10 protein-coding genes are annotated in these 11,844 nt (G+C 64.8%); 6 read left to right on the top strand and 4 right to left on the bottom strand.

Annotation, left to right across the window (positions count from 1 at the left end; translation table 11 throughout):
• The first annotated feature begins 9 nt into the window (after window positions 1-9).
• Window positions 10-747: a glycosyltransferase family 2 protein gene (locus AB7Z56_RS22865; protein WP_085401448.1), complete on the top strand. Its 738-nt coding sequence runs from the start codon at window positions 10-12 to the stop codon at window positions 745-747.
• Window positions 744-1,082, top strand: a complete 339-nt coding sequence (locus tag AB7Z56_RS22860) for a lipid-A-disaccharide synthase N-terminal domain-containing protein (RefSeq protein WP_071914138.1) — start codon at window positions 744-746, stop codon at window positions 1,080-1,082. The genes AB7Z56_RS22865 and AB7Z56_RS22860 overlap by 4 nt, the downstream gene beginning before the upstream one ends.
• A 9-nt stretch (window positions 1,083-1,091) precedes the next feature.
• On the opposite strand, the gene AB7Z56_RS22855 is transcribed toward AB7Z56_RS22860, so the two are convergent.
• Window positions 1,092-2,780 (bottom strand): Na/Pi cotransporter family protein, encoded by a 1,689-nt coding sequence (locus AB7Z56_RS22855; protein ID WP_354234379.1) that lies wholly within the window; start codon window positions 2,778-2,780, stop codon window positions 1,092-1,094.
• Between the two features lie 179 nt (window positions 2,781-2,959).
• The gene (gene metC / locus AB7Z56_RS22850; protein WP_135213582.1) at window positions 2,960-4,144 is read right to left on the bottom strand and encodes a cystathionine beta-lyase; all 1,185 of its coding nucleotides are present in this window, start codon (window positions 4,142-4,144) and stop codon (window positions 2,960-2,962) included.
• 394 nt (window positions 4,145-4,538) lie between these two features.
• Here metC and AB7Z56_RS22845 point away from each other — a divergent pair, with 394 nt between their 5' ends.
• From AB7Z56_RS22845 to AB7Z56_RS22830, 4 genes are read left to right on the top strand one after another with little or no spacing between them, the layout of a single operon-like run.
• Entirely contained in the window at window positions 4,539-5,555 is a 1,017-nt protein-coding gene (locus AB7Z56_RS22845) for an amino acid ABC transporter substrate-binding protein (RefSeq protein ID WP_085401451.1), read from the top strand.
• A gap of 19 nt (window positions 5,556-5,574) precedes the next feature.
• Window positions 5,575-6,780, top strand: coding sequence for an amino acid ABC transporter permease (locus AB7Z56_RS22840; protein WP_441256421.1), 1,206 nt, complete (start codon window positions 5,575-5,577; stop codon window positions 6,778-6,780).
• Window positions 6,777-8,297, top strand: coding sequence for an amino acid ABC transporter permease (locus AB7Z56_RS22835; RefSeq protein WP_354123816.1), 1,521 nt, complete (start codon window positions 6,777-6,779; stop codon window positions 8,295-8,297). Before AB7Z56_RS22840 ends, AB7Z56_RS22835 begins: the two co-directional genes overlap by 4 nt.
• Before the next feature lie 11 nt (window positions 8,298-8,308).
• Complete coding sequence (locus tag AB7Z56_RS22830) at window positions 8,309-9,046, top strand: amino acid ABC transporter ATP-binding protein (RefSeq protein WP_063983419.1); 738 nt, start codon at window positions 8,309-8,311, stop codon at window positions 9,044-9,046.
• 167 nt (window positions 9,047-9,213) lie between these two features.
• Here AB7Z56_RS22830 and AB7Z56_RS22825 read toward each other — a convergent pair whose 3' ends face one another.
• Both AB7Z56_RS22825 and AB7Z56_RS22820 read right to left on the bottom strand, forming a co-directional pair.
• Entirely contained in the window at window positions 9,214-10,248 is a 1,035-nt protein-coding gene (locus AB7Z56_RS22825; protein ID WP_063983418.1) for a cysteine synthase A, read from the bottom strand.
• Window positions 10,249-10,344: 96 nt separating this feature from the next.
• Window positions 10,345-11,574, bottom strand: a complete 1,230-nt coding sequence (locus AB7Z56_RS22820; RefSeq protein ID WP_063986386.1) for an SAM-dependent methyltransferase — start codon at window positions 11,572-11,574, stop codon at window positions 10,345-10,347.
• Between the last annotated feature and the right edge of the window lie 270 nt (window positions 11,575-11,844).

The raw sequence follows: 11,844 nt of genomic DNA, 5'->3' as shown, positions 1-11,844 counted from the left end.
GCTTTCGATTTGTCGTCGTCCCAGCCTTCGGTTTCCATCGTCGTTCCCGTGCGCAACGAAGCCGACAACATCGCGCCGCTGATCGAGGAGATCGGCGCGGCGCTCGACGGCCGCTGGGCCTATGAAATCATCTACGTCAATGACGGCTCGACGGACGCGACCGGCGAACGGCTCGGCGCGATCATGCAGCAGCGGGACAATCTCCGGCAGCTTCGCCATGCCAGATCAGGCGGCCAGTCGGCAGCAGTGCGCAGCGGCGTGCGCGCAGCGCGCGGCGCGATCGTGGCGACGCTCGACGGCGACGGGCAGAACAATCCCGCCTTCCTGCCGGACCTGATCGCGGCGGTCGAGAAGGGGGCGGGGCGCGTCGGTCTCGCGGCCGGTCAGCGTGTCGGACGCAAGGATACCGGCTTCAAGAAATTCCAGTCGCGCGTGGCGAACGGCGTCCGCAATGCTATCCTGAAGGACGGAACGCGCGATACCGGTTGCGGCCTGAAGGCGTTCCGGCGCGACGTGTTCCTGATGATGCCCTATTTCGACGGGCTGCATCGCTTCCTGCCGGCGCTGGTGCGCCGCGAAGGCTACGAGATCGCCTATGTCGACGTGATCGACCGGCCGCGCCATTCCGGCGTGTCAAACTATGGTTTCTTCGACCGGCTGTGGATCGGCATCATGGATCTCGTCGGCGTGTGGTGGCTGATCCGCCGCAAGAAGCCGACACCAGATGTGACTGAGGTGAAGGCATGATCATCCAATACGGTCAGGCGTTGAATAACTATCTCTACGACGTCTTCGTCGCCAAGTTCGATTTCTGGCTGGCGTTCGGCCTCGTCGCGCAGCTGTTCTTCACCGCACGCTTCCTGGTGCAGTGGATCGCGAGCGAGCGGGCCGGCAACAGCGTGGTGCCGATGGCGTTCTGGTTCTGCTCGATGGGCGGCGGGCTGATGACGCTGGTCTACGGCGTCGTGAAGCGCGAGCCCGTCATCATCCTCGGACAGGCGCTCGCGACCATCATCTATATCCGCAACATCATGCTGATCATCAAGAACCGCGGCCGCGCCTCGAGGACGCTGGAACGCTGAGACGCGCCGCTAGCGCGGTAACGCCGACGCCGCGCCGGAGGCGGGCAGGGCGGCATCCGCCTCGCTCCTGCGATAAGGCTCGCCGGCGGCATCGAGCACGGGATAGGCGACCGAGCAGATATGCGAGTGGATGCGGCGTAGGTCGCGCAGCACGTCGAGATGCAGCGAGGTGGTCTCGATGGTCTCGGGGCGGCCCTCGCGCAAGCGGTCGAGATGACGCTCGACGGCGGCGAGCTCGGTGTTCTTCAGCGTGGTCTTCTCCACCAGCAGCTTGCGCGCTTCGTTGGCATCGCCCGACATGAAGACGCCGAAGGCGATCCGCAGCGAGTCCATCGTGCGCTTGTGGAAGGCGGCGAGCTCCTCGGCGCCCTCGGCCGAGAACTGGAAGCGGCGCTTGATCTTCTTGGTCGCGAGCTCGCTCAGGCTCTTGTCGATGATGTCGCCGATATGCTCGAGGTTGATGGCGAAGGAGATGATCTCCATCGCGCGCCGGCCCTCGCTCTCGTCGAGGCTGCCCCGCATCAGCTTCGTCACATAGAGCTTGATGGCTTCGTCGAGGCTGTCAACGACATTGTCCATCTTCGTGACCTGGTCGACCAGCGCGCGGTCGCCGGTCATCATCGCCGCCATTACCTTGCGCAGCATGACCTCGACCAGATCGCCCATGCGCAAGGTCTCACGCGCGGCGTCGGCGAGCGCCAGTGACGGCGTCTCCAGCGCGCTCTCGTCGAGATAGCGCGGCCGGGCCGGATCGTCTTCCCGGACGCGATCAGGCAGCAGCCGGGTCAGGAGCCGGGACATGATGTCGAGCAGGCCGATGAAGATGACGGCCGTGCCTACGTTGAAGGCGATGTGGAAGGCCGCCGTCATCCTGGCGAGATCAGGCTGCCAGGCGTGCATGTGCTCAGCGATCCCATTCAGGAACGGCAGCACCAGCGCGATCCCGATCACGCGGTTGGCGAGATTGCCGAGCGGCAGGCGGTAGCTTGCGGGATCGTCGCGCCGGGCCCCCTCGAACACGGGATTGATGGCGCTGCCGAGATTGGCCCCCAACACCAGCGCGAGGGCCGCGTAAGGTGTGATGAACTGCGAATAGGCCAGCGACATGATCAGCAGCACGCTGGCGACGCTCGAATGCACCGCCCAGGTGACGAGCGCGGCGATGACGATGCAGAGCACGGGATCGCCCGTGATCGCGGACATCATGACACGAACACCCGGCGCGTTCTCCGCCGGAGCCAGCGTGTCGAGCAGGATGTGCAGCGACAGCAGCATCAAGCCGAGACCGATGAATACGCGCCCGATATCCTTGATCCGCGACCGTGGGCCGGAGCGGAAGGCGACGAGCCCGAGCACGAACAGGACAGGCGCAACGGCTGCGATGTTGAACGACAGCACCTGCACGATCAGCGTCGTGCCGACATTGGCCCCCATCATGATGGCGAGCGCGGCGGCCAGGCTGACGAGGCCTTCTGCCGCGAATGAGCTGGTGATCAGCGCCGTCGCCGTGCTGCTCTGGAGCAGCGCGGTAAGGCCTAGCCCGGCGGCGAACGCGTTGAATCGGTTGCCGAGCGCCTTGCCGAGCAGCCGCCGCAGGTCCGGGCCGAAGGCGCGCAGAATCCCGCTGTGGACCATGTGCAGGCCCCACAGCAACAGCGCCACGCCGCCCATCAGATCGAGCAGAACCAACGTTCCCATGCTCCGCGTCCGGATTGGAGTCGATTGGTGAGGCTAGCGCCAAACGTCAGCGGTTCAAACCCTTTGTTGGCGCATCCGCGTTAACGTTTGCGGCGGTTGCGCGTTCCCGCGGCGCGCGTTTTGCGCGTCCGCCGGCGCGCGATTGCCGCGTCCCGAGGCGCGATGCCTTGTGAGCAGGCTCACATTGCCGCCTTGAGGGCAGCGAAGCCGCGATCGAGATCGGACTTGAGATCGTCGACGCTTTCGAGGCCGATGTGCAGTCGCAGGGTCGGGCCGCCCGGCGACCACTTCGTGGCGGTGCGATAGGCGTCGCAATCGAAGGGAATCACGAGGCTCTCGAAGCCGCCCCAGGAGAAGCCCATGCCGAACAGCTTGAGCGTGTCGAGCATGGTGTCGACGGCCTTCTGCGGCGCCGGCTTCAACACGATGCTGAACAGGCCCGACGCGCCGGTGAAATCGCGCTTCCAGATGGCATGGCCGGGATCGGTCTCGAGCGCCGGATGCAGCACGCGCGCGACCTCGGGGCGGGCCGCGAGCCAGCGCGCCATGTCGAGCCCCGAGCGGTGATGCTGCGCCAATCGTACCGACAGCGTGCGCAGGCCGCGCAGCGCCAGGAAGACGTCGTCAGGGCCGGCGCAGACGCCGAGCAGGCGGATGCCTTCGGCAATCTGCGGCCACGCCTTGGCGTTGGCCGAGATGGTGCCGAACATGATGTCGGAATGGCCGCCGATATACTTGGTGGCGGCCTGCATGCTGATGTCGACACCCTGGTCGAGCGAGCGATGATAGAGCGGCGTCGCCCAGGTGTTGTCGTCGATGACGAGCGCATCGCGCGCATGCGCGACCTCGGCGATGGCGCGGATGTCAGGCATCTCGAACGACTGCGAGCCCGGCGCCTCCACCAGCACCGCGCGGGTGTTGGGCTTGAACAGCTTGTCGATGCTCGCGCCGATCAGCGGATCGAAATAGGTGGTCTCGATGCCGAGGCGCGCGAGCATGCCGTTGCAGAAATTGCGCGAGGGCCGATAGACGTTGTCGCAGACGAGCAGATGGTCGCCGGTCTTCAGCACCGAGAGCAGGGTGGTGGAGATCGCCGACAGGCCTGACGGCACGATGCCGACGCCGGCGCATTGCGGCCCCTCCAGTGCCATCAGCGTCTCCTGGAACGCCCTGGTGGTGGGGGTGCCGTGGCGGCCGTACTGGAACTCGCCGCGATGGGCGTGCAGGTCCTCAGCGGTCGGATAGAGCACGGTCGAACCGTGAAACACCGGCGGATTGACGAACCCCTTCTGCGCCTTGGTGTCGCGGCCGGAGGTCACCAGCCGGGTTTCGGCGTGCTGTTGGGCGGGATGCGAGGAATCCATGCGTCTGCTTTCAAAAAGCGCGTTTCCACCGGGCGCGCCGCGCCCGCGGGCCGGCCGAAGGCCGCTGCCGTTAATAACAGAACACAGAAGAGTCCCGTCAACCCCTTGACCCGGCTCGCCAGTCGTTCTGAGATGCGCGGGTGCTATTCAGTCGCCGCATGTTGAGGGGCTGCCGCGACCTTCGATCCATCGTCTGACCGGACCTTGCGTCACAGCCATAACGGCGGACGCCTGCGGCGGGGATTAAGGTATGGCCTCCCGGGATGGGCGAGTGTTCGGCAAGGTTTTCCAGCATGACTCTTGCAAGGCTAGTCTTGATGCGGCTAGCCCTGGCGGAGACGATCCCAAAGACGCCATTCCTGACCTTGAGACGACTTTGAAAGGCCTTCAGCCCATGAAACGCGTAACCCTGGCTCTCACTCTCGCTGTCGCCGCCGGCCTCTCCGCCCAGGCCGCCGATGCGCAAACGCTCAAGACCATCAAGGACCGGGGCATGCTGTCCTGCGGCGTCAGCCAAGGCCTGCCCGGCTTCTCCTCGCCCGACGACAAGGGCAACTGGACCGGGCTTGACGTCGACCTCTGCCGCGCGATCGCAGGCGCGATCTTCAACGATCCGACCAAGGTCAAGTACGTGCCGTTGTCCGCCAAGGATCGTTTCACGGCGCTGCAATCCGGCGAAATCGACGTGCTCTCGCGCAACACCACCTGGACCATCTCGCGCGACACCTCGCTCGGCGCCAACTTCACCGGCGTGACCTATTATGACGGGCAGGGCTTCATGGTGAAGAAGTCGCTCAAGGTGAATTCGGCGCTCGAGCTCAACAGCGCCTCGGTCTGCGTCCAGACCGGCACCACCACCGAGCAGAACCTCGCCGACTACTTCAAGGCCAACAACATGAAGTACGAGGTGATCGCGTTCGGCACCAACGACGAGACCGTCAAGGCCTATGAAGCCGGGCGCTGCGACGTCTTCACCACCGACCAGTCGGGCCTGTACGCCAACCGCCTCAAGCTTGCCAATCCCAACGACCATATGGTGCTCCCCGAAATCATCTCGAAGGAGCCGCTCGGGCCGATGGTGCGTCACGGCGACGACCAGTGGTTCGACATCGTGAAATGGACGCTGTTCGCCATGGTTACCGCCGAAGAGCTGGGCGTGACCTCGAAGAACGTCGACGAGAAGGCGAAACTGGAAAATCCGGAGCTGAAGCGCGTGCTCGGCAGCGACGGCAATTTCGGCGAACAGCTCGGCCTGACCAAGGACTGGGTGGTGCGGATCGTGAAGGCCACCGGCAATTACGGCGAGGTGTTCGATCGCAACGTCGGCGCCGGTTCGCCGCTCGGCATCAGCCGTGGCCTCAACAATCTCTGGAATAAGGGCGGTCTTCAGTACGCGCCGCCGATCCGCTGATCCCGCCTGATCCGCGGCGATGAGCACCGAGGCTCGAAAACCGCCGGCCCGGATCGCGCTGAAGATCAGGCGTGTTCTGGGCGGCAAGGCAGGCTGGAACGGCGTCGCCGTCCAGTTTGCCTTCGCGGCGATCCTGGGCTGGATTGGCTATGAGATCGTTTCCAACGCCCGGACGAACCTCGAAAACCAGCACATTGCCGCCGGCTTCGGCTTCCTCCGGAACAATGCCGGCTTCGACGTCAACCAGACCCTGATCTCCTACACCGGCTCGGACACATTCCTGCGCGTGTTCGTGGTCGGGCTTTTGAACACGCTCGTGGTCTCGGTGGTGGGCATCTTCTTCGCCACCGTGATCGGCTTCATCGTCGCGCTGTGCCGGCTGTCGCCCAACTGGCTGTTGTCGCGCGTCGGCGAGATCTATGTCGAGATCTGCCGAAATCTGCCGGTGCTGTTCCAGATCCTGTTCTGGTACCTGGCGGTTCTCGCGGCCTTGCCCAATCCGCGGCAGAGCATTTCGCTGCTGGGCATCGCCTTCATCAGCAACCGTGGGCTCGTCATTCCGCGCCCGATCGGCGAGGGCGGCTTCGAGCCGTTCCTGGCGATGCTGGTCCTCGGCATCGTCGCTTCGCTGGTTTTGCGCTTCTATGCGCGGCGGGCGCTATTTCAGCGCGGTCAGATGATCCGGATCTGGCCCTATGTGCTGGGCCTGCTGTTCGGGCTGCCGCTCGCGGCCGTGCTGGTGTTCGGCCTGCCCTTCACCTTCGAGCTGCCGCAGCTCAAGGGGTTCAATTTTGCCGGCGGCTCAAGAGTCATCCCGGAATTCGTGGCGCTGACGCTGGCGCTGTCGACCTATACCGCGGCCTTCATCGCCGAGATCGTGCGCGCCGGCATCCTGTCCGTCCACTCCGGTCAGATGGAAGCGGGATCCTCGCTGGGGCTGAGCCGCGGCACCACGTTGCGCCTGATCGTCGTGCCGCAGGCGATGCGCGTGATCGTGCCGCCGCTGACCAACCAGTATCTCAACCTCACCAAGAACTCTTCGCTGGCGGTCGCGATCGGCTATCCCGACCTCGTCTCGGTGTTCGCCGGCACGTCGCTGAGCCAGACCGGGCAGGCGATCGAGATCATTGCCATGACGATGGGCGTCTACCTCCTGATCTCGCTGCTCACGAGCGCCGTCATGAGCGTCTACGGTTGGCGCGTCAGCCGGAGTCTGGGCGCATGAGCGACATCATCTCGTCCGCCTATGTCCGCCGGGACCTGCTCACCGAGCGTCCCGCGCCGGTCAAGACCACGGGCTTCATCGGCCTGATGCGCACGCGCCTGTTCAATTCGCCGACCAACATTTTGCTCACGATCGTGGGCGCCTTGCTGCTCTGGTTCACCGTCATTCCTGCCGTGAAGTTCCTGATGGTCGATGCGGTCTGGACCGGCAAGGATCGCACGGCGTGCCTGACCGAGAATGCCGGCTTTACGGTCGGCGCCTGCTGGCCCTTCATCCAGGCCAAGCTGCCGCAACTGATCTACGGCTTCTATCCCGAGGCCGAGCGCTGGCGGGTCAATCTCGCGCTGATCCTGTCGGCGGCTCTGCTGCTGCCGCTGCTCATTCCGCGCCTGCCGGCGAAAGGACTGAACGCAAGTCTCTTCTTCTTCGCCTTTCCAGTGGTTGCGTTCTTTCTGCTGCACGGCGGCGGCATCACCGGGTTCGGCCTGAGCTGGACGGCCGGCCTGCTGCAATTGTTCGACGACAGCATCATCGGCGCCGGGCAGGCTCTGCTCAGTCTCGCCAAGACCTCGGCCGTCGCACCGCTCTTCTGGCTGGCCGGCAATCTCATCGTGCTGGTCGGCAGCGCGATCTACTGGCTGATCTTTCCGCTGACCTGGCTCCGTGACCAGCTCCAGGGAACGGGCCAGTCGGTCTGGGCCGATTTCGCCATCACGGCGGCGGTCGTCTCCCTGATCGCCTTCGCTGTCGGTGGCGGCGTTCGCACCGGCGGCCGGGCTCTGACATCCAGCGTCGGCACCTTCATCGGCATCGCGGCCGTGATCAAGCTGATGGGGCTCGATCACGGCGGCCTGCCGGTCGTGACCACGAATCTGTGGGGCGGGCTCCTGGTGACGCTGGTGGTCTCGGTGACCGGCATCGTCACCTCGCTGCCGATCGGCATCGCGCTGGCGCTCGGCCGCCGCTCGACCATTCCGCTGATCCGGATCTTCTCGATCGCCTTCATCGAGTTCTGGCGCGGCGTGCCGCTGATCACCGTGCTGTTCTTCGCGACCTACATGCTGCCTTTGTTCCTGCCGGGCAATTTCACGGTCGACGGTCTGGTGCGCGCGCTGATCGGCATTTCGCTGTTCACGGGCGCCTATCAGGCCGAGAACGTCCGCGGCGGGCTGGCCGCGATCCCGCGCGGGCAGGGCGAGGCGGCGGCCGCTCTGGGCCTGTCCTGGTGGAAGACGACCTCGCTGATCGTGCTGCCGCAGGCGCTGCGCCACGTCATTCCGAACCTCGTCAACAGCTTCATCTCGCTGTTCAAGGACACGTCGCTGGTCTCGATCGTGGCGCTGTTCGACCTGCTGGGCTCGCTCAGGGCGTCGTTCTCGGATCCGAAATGGTCGACGCCGTCGACCGCGTTCACCGGCTTTGCCTTCGCCGGGATCATCTACTTCATCTTCTGCTTTGGAATGTCGCGCTACTCGCTCTTCGTCGAGCACCGCCTCAACGCTCACCGTCGCAACTGATCGAGGTCATCATGTCCGACCCCATCGTCAAGATTTCCGGCCTCAACAAATGGTACGGCGAGTTCCACGTGCTGCGCGACATCGACCTCGAGGTCAAGAAGGGCGAGCGCATCGTGATCTGCGGCCCCTCAGGCTCGGGCAAGTCGACGTTGATCCGCTGCATCAACGCGCTCGAGGAATTCCAGGAGGGCGAGATCGTCGTCGACGGCATCGAGCTCGGGCCGAACCTGAAGCACGTTGATGCGGTCCGCCGCGAGGTCGGCATGGTGTTCCAGAGCTTTAATCTGTTCCCGCATCTGACCGTCCTGGAGAACTGCACGCTGGCGCCGATCTGGGTGCGCAACATCCCGAAGAGGGACGCCGAGGTCAACGCGATGAAATTCCTGGAGCGGGTCAAGATCCCGCACCAGGCCAACAAGTTTCCGGGACAGATGTCCGGCGGCCAGCAGCAGCGCGTCGCGATCGCACGCGCGCTGACGATGAACCCCAAGGTGATGCTGTTCGACGAGCCGACCTCGGCGCTCGACCCCGAAATGGTCAAGGAAGTGCTCGACACCATGGTCGACCTCGCCGAGGAGGGCATGACCATGCTGGTTGTCACCCACGAAATGGGCTTCGCCCGCGAGGTCGCCAACCGCGTCGTGTTCATGGATGCGGGCCAGATCATCGAGGCCAATACGCCGAACGAGTTCTTCGCCGCCCCCCAGCACGCGCGGACGAAGCTGTTCTTGAGCCAGATCTTGCGGTGACCCCGTAGGGTGAGCAAAGGCGCCTTTGCGCCGTGCCCACCATCCGTCCGCAGTCTCCGGCAAGCAAGGTGGGCACGCTTCGCTTTGCCCACCCTACGGCTACGGCACCGCGGCTTGCCTCAACTTGAGCCGGACTTCGAAATCCGGGCGGCCGCAACCCTCCCGGCCTAGACGAACGGCGGCTTGATGTTGCTGCGCTTCTCCAGCCATTCCGGCACCGGCAGGTTCTTGGCGCGCATGAAATCCGCATTGAACAGCTTCGACTGATAGCGGCTGCCGGAATCGCAGAGCACGGTGACGACGGTCTTGCCGGGCCCGAGCTGTTTCGCGAGTCGTATCGCGCCGGCGATGTTGATGCCGGTGGAACCGCCGAGGCACAGGCCTTCGTGCTGGAGCAGCTCGTAGATCACCGTGACGGCTTCCGCGTCGGGAACGAGATAGGCGTCATCCACCTTGGCGCTCTCGACGATTGCGGTCGCACGGTTGAGGCCGATACCTTCCGTGATCGAGCCGCCCGGCGTCGCCTTGGCGTCGCCGCTCCGGAAATATTCGAACATGCCGGCGCCATGCGGATCGGCGCAGGCGATCCGGACGTCCTTGTTCTTCTCTTTCAGATAGCGACTGACGCCGGCGAGCGTGCCGCCGCTGCCGACCGAGCAGACGAAGCCGTCGACCTTGCCTCCGGTCTGCTCCCAGATCTCGGGGCCCGTCGACTCGTAGTGCGCCTTCGCATTGTCGAGGTTGTTCCACTGGTCTGCGAACAGCACGCCATTGGGCTCGGTCTTGCGCAGCTCGTCGGCGAGCCGGCGGCCGACATGCTGATAATTGTTAGGATTGGCATAGGGCAGGGCCGGCACCTCGATCAGCTCGGCGCCGCACAGCTTCAGAAAATCCTTCTTCTCCTGGCTCTGCGTCTCCGGGATCACGATCAGCGTGCGGTAACCGCGCGCGCTCGCCACGACCGCGAGGCCGATTCCGGTGTTGCCGGCGGTCGCCTCCACCACGAGACCGCCCGGCTTGAGCTCGCCGCGCTTCTCGGCCTCCAGGATCATCCATTTGCCGGCGCGGTCCTTCACCGACTGGCCCGGATTCATGAACTCGGCCTTGCCCAGAATGGTGCAGCCGGTCAGTTCGGAGGCGCGCTTGAGCTTGATGAGCGGGGTGTTGCCGATGGCTTCGACAACGTCATTTTTGATGGTCATGTCAGGCAATTACCGGCTGGATCATAGGGTGGGCGCGACCCTAAAGTAGGGTGGCGGGCCTTACAAGCGACCCTTGCAAGGCGAGCCCGCAAACTCTTATTGCTGCTTTGCGAAGATGACTTGCCGGACGTCGATATTTCCGGACAGGAATCCGGCCTCGCAATAGGACAGGTAATACTCCCACAGCCGCCGGAACCGGTCGTCGAAGCCGAGCGGCACGAGGCCCGGCCAGGCCGTCTGGAAGTTATTCCGCCAGGTGGCCAGCGTCTTGGCATAATCCTGCCCGAAGATGCGCTCGCGAATGACGGGCAGGCCGAACCTGTCGCCGAGCGACTTGAGCACGGCGGGCGAGGGCAGCATGCCGCCGGGAAAGACGTAGCGCTGGATGAAGTCCACCTCGCGCCGGTAGCTCTGGAACAGCCTGTCCTGGATGGTGATCGCCTGGATGCCGGCGAGGCCGCCGGGCAGCAGCCGGTCCCGCAACTGGGCGAAATATTTCGGCCAGAACTGCTCGCCGACGGCCTCGATCATCTCGATCGAGGCGATGCGGTCGTAGCGGTCGCATTCGTCGCGATAGTCCTGAAGACGGATCTCGACCTTGTCGGCAAGGCCCGCCTCGTGAATGCGCTTCTGCGCAAAATCGCGCTGCTCGGTCGAGATCGTGAGGCCCACCACGCGCGTGCCGAAGGTCTTTGCGGCGAACTCGGCGAAGCCGCCCCAGCCGCAGCCGATCTCGAGCAGCGTCTGGTCCGGCTTCAGGTCGAGCGCCTCGGCGAGCCGGCGGTATTTGTTGGTCTGGGCTGCCGTGAGATCGGAGGTGCTCTCCTCGAACAGCGCCGAGGAATAGGTCATGCCGGGATCGAGCCAGGCCGAATAGAACGCGTTGCCGATGTCGTAATGGGCATGGATGTTGCGCCGCGCCTGACGGCGGGTGTTGCGGTTGAACCAGTGCTGCAGCAGTTGGACGAACCGCATCAGCGGCTTGTCGTTCAGCATGGCCTGGATCAGATCGTGATTGACGCAGAACAGGTAGAGGAATTGCGTCAGGTCCGGCGTATCCCAGTCGCCGGCGAGATAGGCCTCCGCGATGCCGATGTCGCCGCCGTTGATGAGGCGCGACGCGAAGCCGTAATTGTGCAGTCGCATCGCCGCATTCGGGCCCGGCTCCTGGCCGCCGAGACGGATCACGCGTCCGTCGGGCAGGGTGACGTCGAGCGTTCCTCGCCGCAGCCGCGCGCCAAAACTGAGTGCGAGCCGAACGATGCGCGGCAGATCGGCGAGCACTGTGTCTATGGTGTCTGACGTCACCGAGATGGTATGCGACATCGGCAGATCCATCACCTGAACGGATACTGTCCGACCGCGAGCCAGGCGCCCCCATACGCCTCATATCGCTGGACCCGAGGGCGCCCCGCAAACGGTCAGCGTCGAATCATGCGCATGATATAGGTGCGCGCTGCGCCGGTCGCCAAGGGGCTGGCGGGGTACCTCCGGCAGTCCACCGCCGTGTGCACAGCGCAATTGCGGGCCAGCACCCGATCATAGCGCGCCGTGCGCTCAGCCAAGGCCGGGGAAGCTGCGGTGCGCCGCGGCGCA

Origin of the sequence: Bradyrhizobium sp. 482_C4_N1_8, from assembly GCF_052075965.1 — a bacterium.
GTDB lineage: Bacteria > Pseudomonadota > Alphaproteobacteria > Rhizobiales > Xanthobacteraceae > Bradyrhizobium > Bradyrhizobium barranii.
This window is presented reverse-complemented; position numbering and strand designations above follow the sequence as displayed.

Excerpts from the sequence above, each read along its gene's own strand:
- AB7Z56_RS22860 (WP_071914138.1), top strand. The coding sequence starts at position 744 with ATGATCATCCAATACGGTCAGGCGTTGAATAACTATCTCTACGACGTC.
- AB7Z56_RS22855 (WP_354234379.1), bottom strand. The coding sequence starts at position 2,780 with ATGGGAACGTTGGTTCTGCTCGATCTGATGGGCGGCGTGGCGCTGTTG.
- metC (WP_135213582.1), bottom strand. The coding sequence starts at position 4,144 with ATGGATTCCTCGCATCCCGCCCAACAGCACGCCGAAACCCGGCTGGTG.
- AB7Z56_RS22845 (WP_085401451.1), top strand. The coding sequence starts at position 4,539 with ATGAAACGCGTAACCCTGGCTCTCACTCTCGCTGTCGCCGCCGGCCTC.
- AB7Z56_RS22840 (WP_441256421.1), top strand. The coding sequence starts at position 5,575 with ATGAGCACCGAGGCTCGAAAACCGCCGGCCCGGATCGCGCTGAAGATC.
- AB7Z56_RS22835 (WP_354123816.1), top strand. The coding sequence starts at position 6,777 with ATGAGCGACATCATCTCGTCCGCCTATGTCCGCCGGGACCTGCTCACC.
- AB7Z56_RS22830 (WP_063983419.1), top strand. The coding sequence starts at position 8,309 with ATGTCCGACCCCATCGTCAAGATTTCCGGCCTCAACAAATGGTACGGC.
- AB7Z56_RS22825 (WP_063983418.1), bottom strand. The coding sequence starts at position 10,248 with ATGACCATCAAAAATGACGTTGTCGAAGCCATCGGCAACACCCCGCTC.
- AB7Z56_RS22820 (WP_063986386.1), bottom strand. The coding sequence starts at position 11,574 with ATGTCGCATACCATCTCGGTGACGTCAGACACCATAGACACAGTGCTC.